Origin of the sequence: Streptomyces sp. NRRL S-455 (assembly GCF_000717875.1) — a bacterium.
In the GTDB taxonomy this organism is placed as follows: domain Bacteria; phylum Actinomycetota; class Actinomycetes; order Streptomycetales; family Streptomycetaceae; genus Streptomyces.
In genome coordinates, this window is sequence record NZ_JOCT01000025.1 from 1 (window position 1) to 16,398 (window position 16,398).

Below are 16,398 nucleotides of genomic sequence, written 5' to 3' on the forward strand. Positions count from 1 at the left end.
CGGATCGGCGGCCCGCCCCCGCGCACCCGCAGCCGCCGTCGCACGGAAGGGGACGTGTCGGGGGGTGTCCGCCCGCAGCTGGTTGGCGCGTCAACGGACCGTCAGTCGGTATCCGACCCCATCGCGCCGTTCCGAGGACGGACACCCCCCGGCGCGGCCCCGACCCACCACGAAACCGCTGGCGCCACACGCACCCCCACCGAACCCGCACAGGCCGCCGCAGGCACCCCGCACAGCCGTCGCGGACACCCCCACTCGGCCCTCTCGACCGGCGACATCCCGCCCCCGCTCGTAGGCTCGGGTCATGTCAGAGGTGTACGCGGCCCGCCGGACGCGCTTGAGGGAATACTGCAACGCGGGCGGCAGCGCGGCGGCGCTGGTCTCCCGTCCCGCCAATGTGCGCTATCTCGCGGGCGCCGCCCCGCGCGGCGCCGTTCTGCTGCTGGGCAGGACCGAGGATCTGCTGCTGTGCGGCGGTCCGACGGCCGACCGGCCCGGCCAGGAGCGCCCCGACGAGGCGCTGCGCGTACAGACCCTGCCCGCGGTCGGCGGAGGCGACCCGGCCGTCGCGGCCGCCGACCTCGCCGCGGGCCAGGGCGCCGACTCCCTCGCCGTGGAGGAGCACCACCTCACCGTGGCCCGGCACCGCGCCCTCGGCTCGGTCGCCCCGCGGCTGCGGCTGGCCAACCTCGGCAGCGCCGTCGAACAGCTCCGGGTCGTCAAGGACGAGGAGGAGATCTCCTGCCTCCGCATCGGCGCCGAGATCGCCGACCAGGCCCTCGGTGAACTGCTGGAGTCCATCCTCGTCGGCCGCACCGAGCGCCACCTCGCCCTGGAACTGGAACGACGACTCGTCGATCACGGAGCCGACGGACCGGCCTTCCCGACCTCCGTCGCCACGGGGCCGAACGCCGGGCGGCCCGGTCACCGGCCCACCGACCGTCGCGTGGAGGAGGGAGACTTCCTCTCCGTCTGCCTCGGCGCCACCTACCGCGGCTACCGCTGTGAGATCGGCCGGACGTTCGTCATCGGCACCGCCCCCGCGGACTGGCAGATCGAACTGTACGACCTGGTCTTCGCGGCGCAGCGGGCCGGACGTGAGAGCCTGGTACCCGGCGCCGCCTGCCGGGACGTCGACCGCGCCGCCCGTCACGTCCTGGACTCCGCGGGGTACAGCGAGGGCCTCACGGCCCTGACCGGACACGGGGTCGGGCTCGAAATCGACGAGGACCCTCAGTTGAGTCCCGCGGCCATGGGTAAACTGGACGCTTGCGTGCCGGTCACCGTCGAACCGGGGGTCCACCTCCCGGGCCGGGGCGGCGTCCGGATCGATGACACGCTCGTCGTCCGCCCCGAGGCGGACGGCGGACCCGAGCTACTCACCATCACGACCAAGGAGCTGCTCGCCCTGTAGGCAGGTGCGTGCCCCGGGGTCGTACGTCAGTCCAGGAGATTCCGCAACCGTGGCTTCCACGAACGACCTCAAGAACGGCATGGTGCTCAAGCTCGAAGGCGGCCAGCTCTGGTCCGTCGTCGAGTTCCAGCACGTCAAGCCCGGCAAGGGCCCGGCCTTCGTGCGCACCAAGCTCAAGAACGTGCTCTCCGGCAAGGTCGTCGACAAGACCTTCAACGCCGGCGTCAAGGTCGAAACGGCCACCGTCGACAAGCGCGACATGCAGTTCTCCTACATGGACGGCGACTACTTCGTCTTCATGGACATGGAGACCTACGACCAGCTCCACGTCGACAAGAAGGCCGTCGGCGACGCCGCCAACTTCCTGATCGAGGGCTTCACCGCCACCGTCGCCCAGCACGAGGGCGAGGTGCTCTTCGTCGAGCTGCCGGCCGCCGTCGAGCTCGTCATCCAGGAGACCGAGCCGGGCGTCCAGGGCGACCGCTCGACCGGCGGCACCAAGCCCGCCACCCTCGAGACCGGCCACCAGATCCAGGTCCCGCTCTTCATCACCACCGGTGAGAAGATCAAGGTCGACACCCGCACCAGCGACTACCTCGGCCGGGTGAACAGCTAACCGTGGCTGCCCGCAACACGGCCCGCAAACGCGCCTTCCAGATCCTCTTCGAGGGCGACCAGCGTGGCGCCGAGGCCCTGACGGTCCTCGCGGACTGGGTCCGGCTCTCCCGGGCGGACACCCGGCAGCCGCCGGTGAGCGAGTACACGATGGAGCTGGTCGAGGGCTACGCGAAGCACGCGAAGCGCATCGACGAGCTGATCGCCCAGTACTCGGTCGGCTGGACGCTCGACCGGATGCCGGTCGTCGACCGCAACATCCTGCGGCTCGGCGCCTACGAGCTGATCTGGGTCGACGAGACGCCCGACGCCGTCGTCCTGGACGAGATGGTGCAGCTGGCGAAGGAGTTCTCCACGGACGAGTCGCCCTCGTTCGTGAACGGGCTGCTCGGCCGGCTGAAGGACCTCAAGCCCTCGCTCCGCCGCGACGAGGTCTGAGAAAGACAGGGAATGCCGGAGGGCCCGCAGCGTCACCGCTGCGGGCCCTCCGGCATTCCCGTGCGGTCCGGGCGCTGTCAGGCCCTGGAAACGCCGCCGGGGTGGCCGGAACCGCATGGTTCCGGCCACCCCGGCGGCACGTTTCTGCGCCCCCCTGCGGAGCGCTCAGCCCTCCTCGTGTGACGCCACCGCGCGACGCGCGTCGGCGTCCAGCACACCCCAGCTGATCAGCTGCTCGGTGAGGACCGACGGCGACTGGTCGTAGATGACGGCGAGTGTGCGCAGATCGTCCTGGCGGATCGAGAGCACCTTGCCGTTGTAGTCACCGCGCTGCGACTGGATCGTGGCCGCGTAGCGCTGCAGCGGGCCCGCCTTCTCGGCCGGCACCGTGGCCAGCCGCTCCAGGTCCAGGACCAGCTTCGGGGGCGGCTCGGCGGCGCCTCCCGGGGTGGTGCCCGGGAGCAGCTCCTGCACGGGAACGCCGTAGAAATCCGCCAGTTCGGCGAGGCGCTGCACGGTCACGGCGCGGTCGCCGCGCTCGTACGAACCGACCACGACCGCCTTCCAGCGTCCCTGGGACTTCTCCTCGACACCGTGGAGGGAAAGGCCCTGCTGGGTGCGGATCGCCCGGAGCTTGGCCCCGAGCTGTTTGGCGTATTCGCTGGACATATAGCTCCCCGGCACTGTGTCGACGCGTCTGGCGTGGGTGCCAGGCCGCGCGGCTGGTAACTCACTGTGAGGTTACGCAGCGTTACTCTGCCGCGTCAAGCCGAATGGTCCGCACCGACTCTTCCGTGCTATCGGCACTCGGTTAGGCCGAACGGGTGATCCCAGGGGGCTGTCCGGGCGACCGTGAGGGCCTGCTACGGTGGATGGCGCAATCCCGACGTCCTTTAACGTCCGTCCCGTGAGGCGGAGAAGGAGGTCCGTTTCGTATGGACACGCACGGCACGCAGTCCGATGCCCGGCCCGTTCTCGAAGGGCCCGACATCGCGCGGGTGCTCACCCGCATCGCCCACGAGATCGTCGAACGCGCGAAGGGCGCCGACGACGTGGTGCTCCTCGGCATCCCGACCCGGGGCGTCTTCCTCGCCCGGCGGATCGCCGACAAGCTCGAGCAGATCACCGAACGCAAGGTTCCGTGCGGCTCGCTCGACATCACCATGTACCGCGACGACCTGCGTATGCACCCGCCGCGTGCGCTGGCCCGCACCGAGATCCCGGGTGACGGCATCGACGGCAAGCTGGTCGTCCTCGTCGACGACGTGCTCTTCTCCGGCCGCACCATCCGCGCCGCCCTGGACGCCCTGAACGACATCGGGCGCCCGCGCGCGGTGCAGCTCGCGGTCCTCGTCGACCGCGGTCACCGGGAACTGCCCATCCGCGCCGACTACGTCGGCAAGAACCTCCCCACGTCGTTGCGGGAGACGGTCAAGGTCCAGCTCGCCGAGGAGGACGGTCGCGACACCGTGCTGCTCGGCGCCAAGCAGACCGCACAGTAGCGCCTCGGGCGCACGTCGTCGGCGTGCGTCGGCTCAGAGCGCCCTCACGCACCCGTCTGCCCACATCCTCCCAGCGACTGCCTTACGGAGCCTGACAGATGCAGCGTCATCTCATCTCGGCCGCCGACCTCACCCGCGACGACGCCGTCCTGATCCTCGACACCGCCGAGGAGATGGCCCGGGTCGCCGACCGGCCGATCAAGAAGCTGCCGACCCTGCGCGGCCGCACGATCGTCAATCTCTTCTTCGAGGACTCCACCCGGACCCGGATCTCCTTCGAGGCCGCCGAGAAGCGGCTGTCCGCGGATGTGATCAACTTCTCCGCCAAGGGGTCGAGCGTCTCCAAGGGCGAGTCCCTCAAGGACACCGCCCAGACGCTGGAGGCCATGGGCGTCGACGCCGTGGTCATCCGGCACGGCGCGTCCGGTGCCCCGTACCGGCTGGCGAACTCCGGCTGGATCGACGCGGTCGTCGTCAACGCCGGCGACGGCACCCACCAGCACCCCACCCAGGCGCTGCTGGACGCCTTCACCATGCGCCGCCGCCTGGTCGGCCCGGACGCCGGTCTCGGCCAGGACCTCGCGGGCCGGCGCATCACCATCGTCGGCGACGTCCTGCACAGCCGCGTCGCCCGATCCAACGTCGACCTGCTGCACACCCTCGGCGCCGAGGTCACCCTCGTCGCCCCGCCGACCCTGCTGCCCGTCGGTATCGAGACCTGGCCCTGCGAGGTGTCCTACGACCTCGACAGCACGCTGCCCAAGTCCGACGCGGTGATGATGCTGCGCGTCCAGCGCGAGCGCATGAACGCCGCGTTCTTCCCGACCGAGCGCGAGTACTCACGCCGCTACGGCCTCGACGGCGACCGCATGGCGCGGATGCCCGAGCACGCCGTCGTGATGCACCCCGGCCCGATGGTCCGCGGCATGGAGATCACCGCCGAGGTCGCCGACTCCGACCGCTGCACCGTCGTGGAGCAGGTCGCCAACGGAGTGTCCATCCGGATGGCCGTCCTGTACCTGCTGCTCGGGGGCAACGAGCCCGCCGTCACCCACCCCCGTACCGAGGAGAAGTAAGACAGATGAGCAAGATCCTGATCCGTGGTGCGAAGGTGCTCGGCGGCGAGCCGCAGGACGTCCTGATCGACGGCGGGACGATCGCCGAGGTGGGCACAGGACTGTCCGCCGAGGGCGCCGAGGTCGTCGAGGCCGACGGCAAGGTCCTGCTGCCGGGCCTGGTCGACCTGCACACCCATCTGCGGGAGCCCGGCCGTGAGGACTCCGAGACCGTCCTCACCGGCACCCGGGCCGCGGCCTCCGGCGGCTACACCACCGTCTTCGCCATGGCCAACACCTTCCCCGTCGCCGACACCGCCGGTGTCGTCGAACAGGTCTGGCGGCTCGGCAAGGAACACGGCTACTGCGACGTCCAGCCGATCGGCGCGGTGACCGTCGGCCTCGACGGCAAGAAGCTCGCCGAGCTCGGCGCCATGCACGAGTCGGCCGCCGGCGTCACCGTCTTCTCCGACGACGGCAAGTGCGTCCACGACGCCGTGATCATGCGCCGGGCCCTGGAGTACGTGAAGGCCTTCGGCGGCGTCATCGCGCAGCACGCGCAGGAGCCGCGGCTCACCGAGGGCGCCCAGATGAACGAGGGGATCGTCTCCGCCGAGCTGGGTCTCGGTGGCTGGCCCGCGGTGGCCGAAGAATCGATCATCGCCCGGGATGTCCTGCTCGCCGACCACGTCGGCTCCCGCGTCCACATCTGCCACCTGTCGACCGCCGGCTCCGTCGAGATCGTCCGCTGGGCCAAGTCCCGCGGCATCGCCGTCACCGCCGAGGTCACCCCGCACCACCTGCTCCTCACCGACGAGCTGGTCCGCACGTACAACCCGGTCTACAAGGTCAACCCGCCGCTGCGCACCGAGCGGGACGTGATGGCCCTGCGCGAGGCGCTCGCCGACGGCACGATCGACATCGTCGCCACCGACCACGCCCCGCACCCCCACGAGGACAAGGACTGCGAGTGGGCCGCGGCCGCCATGGGCATGGTGGGCCTGGAGACCGCGCTGTCAGTGGTGCAGGAGACCATGGTCGACACGGGCCTGCTGGACTGGGCCGGCGTCGCCGACCGGATGTCCGTCAAGCCCGCGCAGATCGGACAGGCCACGGGCCACGGCCGTCCCGTCTCGGCAGGTGAGCCCGCCAACCTCACCCTGGTCGACACGGCATACCGTGGGCCGGTGGAACCCGCGGGCTTCGCCTCGCGCAGCCGCAACACCCCCTACGAGGGGCGTGAGCTGCCGGGCCGTGTGACGCACACGTGGCTGCGGGGCAAGGCCACGCTCGTCGACGGGAAGCTCACGTGACACCTGTACTCCTGCTGGCCGCCGAGAAGGAATCGGCGCAAGTGACCGACTGGGCCGCCCGCATCGGCTGGGTCGTCGGCCTCGCCCTGTTCGTCGCGCTCGTCTACTGGCTGATGCGCGAGGGCTGGAAGTGGCGCGGCACCCTCCAGGGCGACCTGCCCGAGCTGCCCACCGGCCCCGACGAACCCGGCCCGGCCCGCCTGACCCTGAGCGGCCGCTACCACGGCTCCACCACCGCCGGGCAGTGGCTCGACCGGATCGTCGCGCACGGCCTGGGCACCCGCAGCCGCGCCGAGCTCACCCTCACGGACGCCGGCCTGGACGTCGTACGCCCCGGGGCGGACGACTTCTTCGTCCCGGCCGCGGCCCTGCGCGAGGCCCGGCTCGACAAGGGCATCGCCGGCAAGGTGCTCACCGAGGGCGGCCTGCTCGTCGTCACGTGGGCGCACGGCGACCGGCTGATCGACTCCGGGTTCCGCTCCGACCACGCCGCCGAGCACAACGAGTGGGTCGAAGCCCTCAACTCCATGATCGAAACGAACACCAGGGAAGGCGCCGAACGATGACCACCTCCACCAGGGGAGCTGCCAGGACTCCCGCCGTACTCGTCCTGGAGGACGGCCGGGTCTTCCGCGGCCGTGCCTACGGGGCCGTGGGGGAGACCTTCGGCGAAGCGGTGTTCTCCACCGGCATGACCGGCTACCAGGAGACCCTCACCGACCCCTCCTACCACCGCCAGGTCGTGGTGATGACCGCCCCGCACGTCGGCAACACCGGCGTCAACGACGAGGACATGGAGTCCAAGCGCATCTGGGTCTCCGGCTACGTCGTGCGCGACCCCGCGCGGGTGCCGTCCAACTGGCGCTCCCGCCGGTCGCTGGACGAGGAGCTGGCCGCCCAGGGCGTCGTCGGCATCTCCGGCATCGACACTCGCGCCCTCACCCGCCACCTGCGCGAGCGCGGCGCCATGCGCGTCGGCATCTTCAGCGGCGACGCCGTCAAGGACGACAGCGCCCTCCTCGCGCGCGTGCAGGAAGCCCCGCAGATGAAGGGCGCGAACCTCTCCGCCGAGGTCGCCACCACCGAGCCGTACGTCGTCCCGGCGATCGGCGAGAAGCAGTTCACCGTCGCCGCCGTCGACCTCGGCATCAAGGGCATGACCCCGCACCGCATGGCCGAGCGCGGCATCGAGGTGCACGTCCTCCCCGCCACCGCCACCGTCGAGGACGTCTACGCGGTGAACCCGGACGGCGTGTTCTTCTCCAACGGCCCGGGCGACCCGGCCACCGCCGACCACCCGGTCTCCGTGATGCAGGGCGTCCTGGAGCGCGGCACCCCGCTCTTCGGCATCTGCTTCGGCAACCAGATCCTCGGCCGCGCCCTCGGCTTCGGCACCTACAAGCTGAAGTACGGCCACCGCGGCATCAACCAGCCGGTGCAGGACCGTACGACCGGCAAGGTCGAGGTCACCGCGCACAACCACGGCTTCGCCGTCGACGCCCCGCTCGACCAGGTCTCCGAGACCCCGTTCGGCCGCGCCGAGGTGTCCCACGTGTGCCTGAACGACAACGTGGTGGAGGGGCTGCAGCTCCTCGACCGCCCCGCCTTCAGCGTCCAGTACCACCCCGAAGCGGCAGCCGGCCCGCACGACGCCGCCTACCTGTTCGACCGCTTCGTGAAGCTCATGGAGGGCCAGCGTGCCTAAGCGCACCGATATCCAGTCCGTCCTGGTCATCGGCTCCGGCCCGATCGTCATCGGCCAGGCCGCCGAGTTCGACTACTCCGGCACCCAGGCGTGCCGCGTCCTCAAGGCCGAGGGCCTCAGGGTCATCCTCGTGAACTCCAACCCGGCGACGATCATGACCGACCCGGAGATCGCCGACGCCACCTACGTCGAGCCGATCACCCCCGAGTTCGTCGAGAAGATCATCGCCAAGGAGCGGCCCGACGCGCTGCTGCCCACCCTGGGCGGCCAGACGGCCCTCAACACCGCCATCTCACTGCACGAGAACGGCGTCCTCGACAAGCACGGCGTCGAGCTGATCGGCGCCAACGTCGAGGCGATCCACAAGGGCGAGGACCGCGACCAGTTCAAGGAGGTCGTGGAGGAGGTCCGCAAGAAGATCGGCCACGGCGAGTCCGCCCGGTCCTACATCTGCCACTCCATGGACGACGTCCTCAAGGGCGTCGAGGAGCTCGGCGGCTACCCGGTCGTCGTCCGCCCGTCCTTCACCATGGGCGGCGCCGGCTCCGGCTTCGCCCACGACGAGGAGGAGCTGCGCCGCATCGCGGGCACCGGCCTCACGCTCTCGCCGACCACCGAGGTGCTCCTGGAGGAGTCCATCCTCGGCTGGAAGGAGTACGAGCTGGAGCTGATGCGCGACAAGCACGACAACGTCGTGGTCGTCTGCTCCATCGAGAACTTCGACCCGATGGGCGTGCACACCGGCGACTCGATCACGGTCGCCCCGGCCATGACGCTCACCGACCGCGAGTACCAGATCCTGCGGGACATCGGCATCGCCGTGATCCGCGAGGTCGGCGTCGACACCGGCGGCTGCAACATCCAGTTCGCCGTGAACCCGGTCGACGGCCGCGTCATCGTCATCGAGATGAACCCGCGCGTCTCCCGGTCCTCGGCGCTGGCCTCCAAGGCGACCGGCTTCCCGATCGCCAAGATCGCCGCCAAGCTCGCCGTCGGCTACACGCTGGACGAGATCCCGAACGACATCACGCAGGAGACCCCCGCCTCCTTCGAGCCGACGCTCGACTACGTGGTCGTGAAGGCCCCGCGCTTCGCCTTCGAGAAGTTCCCGAGCGCGGACTCCACCCTCACCACCACCATGAAGTCGGTCGGCGAGGCCATGGCCATCGGCCGCAACTTCACCGAGGCCTTCCAGAAGGCCCTGCGCTCGCTGGAGAAGAAGGGCAGCCAGTTCACGTTCGTCGGCGAGCCCGGCGACAAGGACGAGCTGCTGCGTGAGGCGGTCCGCCCCACCGACGGCCGGATCAACACCGTCATGCAGGCCATCCGCGCGGGCGCCACGCCCGAGGAGGTCTTCGAGTACACGAAGATCGACCCCTGGTTCGTCGACCAGCTCTTCCTGATCAAGGAGATCGCCGACGAGCTGGCCGAGGCGCCCGAGCTGACCGCCGACCTGCTCGCCGAGGCCAAGCGGCACGGCTTCTCCGACTCGCAGATCGGTGAGATCCGCGGCCTGCGCGAGGACGTCGTCCGCGAGGTCCGGCACGCGCTGGGCATCCGCCCGGTCTACAAGACGGTCGACACCTGCGCCGCCGAGTTCGCCGCGAAGACGCCGTACTTCTACTCCTCCTACGACGAGGAGACCGAGGTCGCGCCGCGGGAGAAGGCGGCCGTCATCATCCTGGGCTCCGGCCCGAACCGCATCGGCCAGGGCATCGAGTTCGACTACTCCTGCGTCCACGCCTCCTTCGCCCTGAGCGACGCGGGCTACGAGACCGTGATGGTCAACTGCAACCCGGAGACCGTCTCCACGGACTACGACACCTCCGACCGCCTGTACTTCGAGCCGCTGACGCTGGAAGACGTGCTGGAGATCGTCCACGCCGAGCAGCAGGCCGGACCCGTCGCGGGCGTCGTCGTCCAGCTCGGCGGCCAGACCCCGCTGGGTCTGTCGCAGGCGCTGAAGGACAACGGCGTGCCGATCGTCGGCACCTCCCCCGAGGCCATCCACGCCGCCGAGGACCGGGGTGCCTTCGGCCGGGTCCTGAAGGAGGCCGGCCTCCCCGCCCCGAAGCACGGCACCGCCACCACCTTCGCCGAGGCCAAGGCCATCGCCGACGAGATCGGCTACCCGGTCCTGGTGCGCCCCTCCTACGTCCTCGGCGGGCGCGGCATGGAGATCGTCTACGACGAGACCCGCCTGGAGGCGTACATCGCCGAGTCGACCGAGATCAGCCCCTCCCGGCCGGTCCTGGTCGACCGGTTCCTCGACGACGCGATCGAGATCGACGTCGACGCCCTCTACGACGGCGAGGAGCTCTACCTCGGCGGCGTCATGGAGCACATCGAGGAGGCCGGCATCCACTCCGGCGACTCGGCCTGTGCCCTGCCCCCGATCACCCTCGGCGGCTTCGACATCAAGCGCCTGCGGGCCTCCACCGAGGGCATCGCGAAGGGCGTCGGGGTCCGCGGCCTGATCAACATCCAGTTCGCGCTCGCGGGCGACATCCTGTACGTCCTGGAGGCCAACCCGCGCGCCTCCCGCACCGTCCCCTTCACCTCGAAGGCGACCGCGGTGCCGCTGGCCAAGGCCGCCGCCCGGATCTCGCTGGGCGCCACCATCGCCGAGCTGCGCGCCGAGGGCCTGCTCCCGGCGAACGGCGACGGCGGCGAGCTGCCGCTGGACGCGCCGATCTCGGTCAAGGAAGCCGTCATGCCGTGGTCGCGCTTCCGCGACATCCACGGCCGCGGCGTCGACACGGTCCTCGGCCCGGAGATGCGCTCCACGGGCGAGGTCATGGGCATCGACTCCGTCTTCGGCACGGCGTACGCCAAGTCGCAGGCGGGCGCCTACGGCCCGCTGCCCACCAAGGGCCGGGCGTTCATCTCGGTCGCCAACCGTGACAAGCGCTCGATGATCTTCCCGGCCCGCGAGCTGGTCGCGCACGGCTTCGAGCTGATGGCCACGTCCGGCACGGCCGAGGTCCTCAAGCGCAACGGCATCAACGCCACGGTCGTGCGCAAGCAGTCCGAGGGCACCGGCCCGAACGGCGAGAAGACCATCGTCCAGCTCATCCACGACGGCGAGGTCGACCTCATCGTCAACACCCCGTACGGCACCGGCGGCCGCCTCGACGGCTACGACATCCGTACGGCGGCCGTGGCACGCTCAGTGCCCTGCCTGACGACGGTCCAGGCGCTCGCGGCGGCGGTCCAGGGCATCGACGCCCTCAACCGCGGTGACGTGAGCGTCCGATCGCTCCAGGAACACGCGGAACACCTGACCGCGGCCCGCGACTAGCAGCAGCCCCGAGGGGGACACCGGAAACGGTGTCCCCCTCTTCGTGAGGACGCCACGTCTTCGTGAGGACACCATGTACAAGATCTTCTTCAGCCTGTTCTTCAAGCGGCTGGACCCGGAGCAGGCCCACCACCTCGCCTTCCGCTGGATCCGCCTGGCCGCCCGCGTCCCGGTGCTGCGCACCTTCCTCGCGGCGGCTCTCGCGCCCCGCTACGAGGAGCTGCGCACCGAGGCCCTCGGCCTGCGCATGCACGGCCCCTTCGGGCTCGCAGCGGGCTTCGACAAGAACGCCGTCGGCATCGACGGCATGGCGATGCTCGGCTTCGACCACGTCGAGATCGGCACGGTGACCGGCGAGCCGCAGTCCGGCAACCCAAAGCAGCGGCTGTTCCGGCTGGTCAAGGACCGCGCGCTGATCAACCGCATGGGCTTCAACAACGACGGTTCGCTCCGGGTCGCCGCCCGCCTGGCCTCCCGCACGCCCGTCTTCAGGACCGTCGTGGGTGTCAACATCGGCAAGACCAAGGTCGTACCCGAGGAGGAGGCCGTCGCGGACTACGTGAAGTCCGCCGAGCGGCTCGCGCCGTACGCCGACTACCTCGTAGTCAACGTCTCCTCGCCGAACACGCCCGGGCTGCGGAACCTCCAGGCCACTCAGGCGCTGCGCCCCCTGCTGAGCGCCGTCCGGGAGGCCGCGGACCGCACGGTGTCCGCGCGGCGTGTCCCGCTCCTGGTGAAGATCGCGCCGGACCTCGCCGACGAGGACGTCGACGCCGTCGCCGACCTCGCCGTGGAACTCGGCCTCGACGGAATCATCGCCACGAACACCACCATCGCGCGCGAGGGACTCGGCCTGAGGTCCGGCCCCGCCCTGGTCAAGGAGACCGGTGGCCTGTCCGGGGCACCCCTGAAGGAACGCTCCCTGGAGGTCCTGCGCCGCCTGTACGCGCGTGTGGGCGACCGGATCACCCTGGTGGGCGTCGGCGGCGTGGAGAACGCCGAGGACGCCTGGCAGCGCATCCTCGCCGGTGCCACGCTGGTGCAGGGCTACAGCGCCTTCATCTACGAGGGGCCCTTCTACGCCCGCGCGATCCACAAGGGGCTCGCGGCACGCCTGCGCACCAGCCCGTACGCCACGCTCGCCGACGCGGTGGGCGCCGACGTGAGGAAGACGGCATGAGTGGTCTCGAACCCTTCGGCGCCCGCCTGCGCCGTGCCATGGACGAGCGCGGCCCGCTGTGCGTCGGCATCGACCCGCACGCCTCCCTGCTCGCCGAGTGGGGCCTGAACGACGACGTGGCCGGCCTGGAGCGGTTCAGCCGCACGGTCGTCGAGGCGCTCGCCGACCGGGTCGCCGTGCTCAAGCCGCAGAGCGCGTTCTTCGAGCGGTTCGGCTCGCGCGGGCTCGCCGTCCTGGAGACGGCCGTGGCCGAGGCGCGGGCGGCGGGGGCCCTGGTCGTGATGGACGCCAAGCGCGGCGACATCGGCTCGACCATGGCCGCGTACGCCGAGTCCTTCCTGCACAAGGACGCGCCGCTGTTCTCCGACGCGCTGACGGTCTCGCCCTACCTCGGTTACGGCTCGCTCAGCCCGGCCGTCGCCCTGGCGCGGGAGAGCGGCACGGGGTTGTTCGTGCTGGCGCTGACCTCCAACCCGGAGGGCGGCGAGGTCCAGCACGCCGTGCGGTCCGACGGCCGGAACGTCGGAGCGACGATGCTGGCGCACCTGTCCGCCGAGAACGCGGGGGAGGAGCCCCTGGGGTCCTTCGGCGCCGTTGTCGGCGCCACCCTCGGTGATCTGTCGACGTACGACCTGGACATCAACGGCCCGCTCCTGGCACCCGGCATCGGCGCGCAGGGGGCCACGCCGGCCGACCTCCCCCGGGTCTTCGGCGCGGCGGTGCGCAACGTCGTGCCGAACGTCAGCCGGGGAGTGCTACGCCACGGTCCCCAGGTGGACACGCTCCGTGACGCGGCGGAGCGCGTCGCGGAGGAGATTCGTCACGTCGTGACCTCGCGCTGACCTCCCCCCGACCCTGTCGTGACCTCTTCCCGAGACGTCCGATGAGTGGTCCGGGGCCTGCTTGAATCTGAATACATCCTCAAATCCGGGGCAGTATGTCCTAAATGTCCGTTCAGATGAAGGCTGACCAGGACTTTTCCGCTGTTCTCGCTGACTCTGGCGGACTTGCCCGCTAGTCTCCGACGAGAGTGAACGGGCAAGCGTGTTGCTCGTAGCTCCCCAGGTGTGGGGCGACTAGGTTCCTCACCGGTCCGTATCCGACAGTTCGACATCCGAGGTGACGTAGGCGTGGCTCTTCCGCCCCTTACCCCTGAACAGCGCGCAGCCGCGCTCGAAAAGGCCGCCGCGGCTCGCCGGGAGCGGGCCGAGGTCAAGAATCGACTCAAGCACTCCGGCGCCTCCCTCCACGAGGTCATCAAGCAGGGCCAGGAGAACGACGTCATCGGCAAGATGAAGGTCTCCGCCCTTCTTGAGTCCCTGCCGGGCGTGGGCAAGGTCCGCGCCAAGCAGATCATGGAGCGACTCGGTATCTCCGAGAGCCGCCGTGTGCGTGGCCTCGGTTCCAACCAGATCGCCTCCCTGGAGCGCGAGTTCGGCAGCACCGGCTCCTGATCCGGGCAGTCCCGGGGAAGCGATCCCCGGGCACTCCGGGATTGCTGGATAATCGCTGCATGGCTGCAACACCCCGGGGGACGACCCCCGTACCCCCGGACGTACGTCCGCGGCTGACCGTGCTCTCCGGCCCCTCCGGGGTCGGCAAGAGCACGGTCGTCGCCCATATGCGCAAGGAACACCCCGAGGTCTGGCTCTCGGTGTCGGCGACGACCCGCAAGCCCCGCCCCGGCGAGCAGCACGGAGTCCACTACTTCTTCGTCACCGACGACGAGATGGACAAGCTGATCGCCAACGGCGAGCTGCTGGAGTGGGCCGAGTTCGCCGGCAACCGCTACGGCACGCCGCGTGCGGCCGTACAGGAGCGTCTGGAGAAGGGCGAGCCCGTCCTCCTCGAGATCGACCTGCAGGGTGCCCGGCTGGTCCGGGAGTCAATGCCCGAGGCCCAGCTGGTGTTCCTGGCTCCGCCCTCCTGGGAGGAGCTGGTGCGCAGACTCACCGGGCGGGGTACCGAACCGCCCGAGGTGATCGAGCGCAGGCTCGAGGCGGCGAAGATCGAACTGGCCGCCGAACCGGAGTTCGACACAACCCTGGTCAACACCTCCGTCGAGGACGTGGCGCGCGAGCTGCTAGCCTTGATGAACGTCGTGTGACCACCGCTGGTCGTTCCTGTCCTCGCTGATCACCCCGACAGAATCTTTCCCATCCATCGGAAGGTAGAGCGTGTCCTCTTCCATCTCCGCGCCCGAGGGCATCATCAACCCGCCGATCGACGAGCTCCTCGAGGCCACCGACTCGAAGTACAGCCTCGTGATCTACGCGGCCAAGCGGGCTCGCCAGATCAACGCGTACTACTCGCAGCTCGGTGAGGGTCTCCTCGAGTACGTCGGTCCTCTCGTCGACACCCACGTCCACGAGAAGCCGCTCTCGATCTCCCTCCGCGAGATCAACGCGGGACTGCTGACGTCCGAGGCCGTCGAGGGCCCGGCGCAGTAAGCAGCAGTCCAGCTTGACGCTGACGTGACCACAGGCCCGGCAGGCCTACTGCCGGGCCTGTGGTGTGTGATGGGACATGTAGGTCGCCGAGATCCGGGGAGAGACGGTGGACAAGCCGAAGGTCGTTCTGGGGGTCAGTGGCGGCATCGCCGCGTACAAGGCCTGTGAGCTGCTACGGCGGCTGACCGAGTCGGGCCACGACGTGCGGGTGGTGCCCACGGCGTCCGCGCTGCACTTCGTCGGCGCCGCCACCTGGTCCGCGCTCTCCGGCAACCCCGTCTCCACCGAGGTGTGGGACGACGTGCACGAGGTCCCGCACGTCCGCATCGGGCAGCACGCCGACCTGGTCGTCGTCGCCCCGGCCACCGCCGACATGCTCGCCAAGGCGGCCCACGGCCTCGCCGACGACCTCCTCACCAACACCCTGCTCACGGCCCGCTGCCCGGTCGTCTTCGCCCCCGCCATGCACACGGAGATGTGGGAGCACCCGGCCACCCAGGAGAACGTGGCGACACTGCGCCGCCGCGGTGCCCTCGTCATCGAGCCCGCGGTGGGCCGCCTCACCGGCGTCGACACCGGCAAGGGCCGGCTGCCCGACCCGGGCGAGATCTTCGAGGTCTGCCGCCGGGTGCTCGCCCGGGGCGTGGCCGAGCCCGATCTCGCGGGCCGCCATGTCGTGGTCAGCGCCGGCGGCACCCGTGAGCCTCTGGACCCCGTGCGGTTCCTCGGCAACCGCTCCTCCGGCAAGCAGGGCTACGCCCTCGCCCGCACCGCCGCCGCCCGCGGCGCCCGTGTCACCCTGATCGCCGCCAACAGCGCCCTGCCGGACCCCGCCGGTGTGGACGTCGTCTCCGTCGGCACCGCGGTGCAGCTGCGTGAGGCGGTGCTGCGGGCCTCCGCCGACGCCGACGCGGTGGTGATGGCGGCGGCGGTGGCGGACTTCCGCCCGGCGGCGTACGCGACCGGCAAGATCAAGAAGAAGGACGACCAGGAACCGGAGCCGATCACTCTGGTGCGGAATCCGGACATCCTCGCGGAGATCTCCGCCGGCCGTGCCCGCCCCGGACAGGTGATCGTCGGCTTCGCCGCGGAGACCGACGACGTGCTCGCCAACGGCCGCGCGAAGCTGAAGCGCAAGGGCTGCGATCTGCTGGTCGTGAACGAGGTGGGCGAGCGCAGGACCTTCGGATCCGAGGAGAACGAGGCCGTCGTGCTCGGCGCCGACGGCCAAGAGACCGCCGTGCCGTACGGACCCAAGGAAGCCCTGGCCGAAACCGTGTGGGACCTGGTGGCCGAGCGCCTGCGCTGATGTTTCAGTCGCCCTGCGCTTCCGTGAAACCCGGCCGATCGTGGCGTGGCGCCTCTGGCCAACGCAGCTCGGCATTGGGCAGAATGCCTGTGCCGCAGGTCACAGCGCTCCCGAGT

At 70.4% G+C, this 16,398-nt stretch carries 16 protein-coding genes; 15 read left to right on the forward strand and 1 reads right to left on the reverse strand.

Going from position 1 to position 16,398, the window contains the following annotated elements:
* Positions 1–304: 304 nt before the first annotated feature.
* Genes IE97_RS0129255 through nusB form a run of 3 tightly spaced genes read left to right on the forward strand, consistent with a single transcriptional unit; the run spans position 305 to position 2,467 of the window.
* Positions 305–1,414 carry an aminopeptidase P family protein gene (locus IE97_RS0129255; protein WP_030246974.1) on the forward strand — a complete coding sequence of 370 codons (1,110 nt, stop codon included), beginning with the start codon at positions 305–307 and terminating at the stop codon, positions 1,412–1,414.
* A 49-nt stretch (positions 1,415–1,463) separates the two neighbouring features.
* On the forward strand, positions 1,464–2,030 hold the full coding sequence (gene efp / locus IE97_RS0129260) for an elongation factor P (RefSeq protein ID WP_030246976.1): 567 nt from the start codon (positions 1,464–1,466) through the stop codon (positions 2,028–2,030).
* A 2-nt stretch (positions 2,031–2,032) separates the two neighbouring features.
* Positions 2,033–2,467, forward strand: a complete 435-nt coding sequence (gene nusB / locus IE97_RS0129265; RefSeq protein WP_030246977.1) for a transcription antitermination factor NusB — start codon at positions 2,033–2,035, stop codon at positions 2,465–2,467.
* Positions 2,468–2,632: 165 nt separating this feature from the next.
* Here nusB and bldD read toward each other — a convergent pair whose 3' ends face one another.
* Complete coding sequence (bldD, locus tag IE97_RS0129270; protein ID WP_030166512.1) at positions 2,633–3,136, reverse strand: transcriptional regulator BldD; 504 nt, start codon at positions 3,134–3,136, stop codon at positions 2,633–2,635.
* A gap of 266 nt (positions 3,137–3,402) precedes the next feature.
* Here bldD and pyrR point away from each other — a divergent pair, with 266 nt between their 5' ends.
* From pyrR to coaBC, 12 genes are all read left to right on the forward strand, one after another.
* Positions 3,403–3,969: a bifunctional pyr operon transcriptional regulator/uracil phosphoribosyltransferase PyrR gene (gene pyrR / locus IE97_RS0129275; protein ID WP_030246980.1), complete on the forward strand. Its 567-nt coding sequence runs from the start codon at positions 3,403–3,405 to the stop codon at positions 3,967–3,969.
* A gap of 98 nt (positions 3,970–4,067) precedes the next feature.
* Positions 4,068–5,045 carry an aspartate carbamoyltransferase catalytic subunit gene (locus tag IE97_RS0129280; protein ID WP_030246990.1) on the forward strand — a complete coding sequence of 326 codons (978 nt, stop codon included), beginning with the start codon at positions 4,068–4,070 and terminating at the stop codon, positions 5,043–5,045.
* A gap of 5 nt (positions 5,046–5,050) precedes the next feature.
* Positions 5,051–6,337 (forward strand): dihydroorotase, encoded by a 1,287-nt coding sequence (locus IE97_RS0129285; RefSeq protein ID WP_030246994.1) that lies wholly within the window; start codon positions 5,051–5,053, stop codon positions 6,335–6,337.
* The gene (locus IE97_RS0129290; protein ID WP_030246995.1) at positions 6,334–6,903 is read left to right on the forward strand and encodes a hypothetical protein; all 570 of its coding nucleotides are present in this window, start codon (positions 6,334–6,336) and stop codon (positions 6,901–6,903) included. The genes IE97_RS0129285 and IE97_RS0129290 overlap by 4 nt, the downstream gene beginning before the upstream one ends.
* Positions 6,900–8,042: a glutamine-hydrolyzing carbamoyl-phosphate synthase small subunit gene (gene carA / locus IE97_RS0129295; RefSeq protein ID WP_030246996.1), complete on the forward strand. Its 1,143-nt coding sequence runs from the start codon at positions 6,900–6,902 to the stop codon at positions 8,040–8,042. Before IE97_RS0129290 ends, carA begins: the two co-directional genes overlap by 4 nt.
* Positions 8,035–11,343 carry a carbamoyl-phosphate synthase large subunit gene (gene carB / locus IE97_RS0129300; RefSeq protein ID WP_030246999.1) on the forward strand — a complete coding sequence of 1,103 codons (3,309 nt, stop codon included), beginning with the start codon at positions 8,035–8,037 and terminating at the stop codon, positions 11,341–11,343. The genes carA and carB overlap by 8 nt, the downstream gene beginning before the upstream one ends.
* 73 nt (positions 11,344–11,416) lie before the next feature.
* Positions 11,417–12,523, forward strand: a complete 1,107-nt coding sequence (locus tag IE97_RS0129305; RefSeq protein ID WP_030247001.1) for a quinone-dependent dihydroorotate dehydrogenase — start codon at positions 11,417–11,419, stop codon at positions 12,521–12,523.
* Positions 12,520–13,365, forward strand: a complete 846-nt coding sequence (gene pyrF / locus IE97_RS0129310) for an orotidine-5'-phosphate decarboxylase (protein ID WP_030247003.1) — start codon at positions 12,520–12,522, stop codon at positions 13,363–13,365. Before IE97_RS0129305 ends, pyrF begins: the two co-directional genes overlap by 4 nt.
* A gap of 288 nt (positions 13,366–13,653) precedes the next feature.
* Positions 13,654–13,977, forward strand: a complete 324-nt coding sequence (locus tag IE97_RS0129315; protein WP_003977346.1) for an integration host factor — start codon at positions 13,654–13,656, stop codon at positions 13,975–13,977.
* 59 nt (positions 13,978–14,036) lie between these two features.
* On the forward strand, positions 14,037–14,630 hold the full coding sequence (gene gmk / locus IE97_RS0129320) for a guanylate kinase (protein WP_030247006.1): 594 nt from the start codon (positions 14,037–14,039) through the stop codon (positions 14,628–14,630).
* A 70-nt stretch (positions 14,631–14,700) separates the two neighbouring features.
* Positions 14,701–14,973, forward strand: a complete 273-nt coding sequence (rpoZ, locus tag IE97_RS0129325) for a DNA-directed RNA polymerase subunit omega (RefSeq protein WP_030247008.1) — start codon at positions 14,701–14,703, stop codon at positions 14,971–14,973.
* A gap of 106 nt (positions 14,974–15,079) precedes the next feature.
* A complete protein-coding gene (coaBC, locus tag IE97_RS0129330; RefSeq protein ID WP_030247011.1) occupies positions 15,080–16,282 on the forward strand; it encodes a bifunctional phosphopantothenoylcysteine decarboxylase/phosphopantothenate--cysteine ligase CoaBC in 1,203 nt (400 codons plus the stop codon).
* The last annotated feature ends 116 nt before the right edge of the window (positions 16,283–16,398 follow it).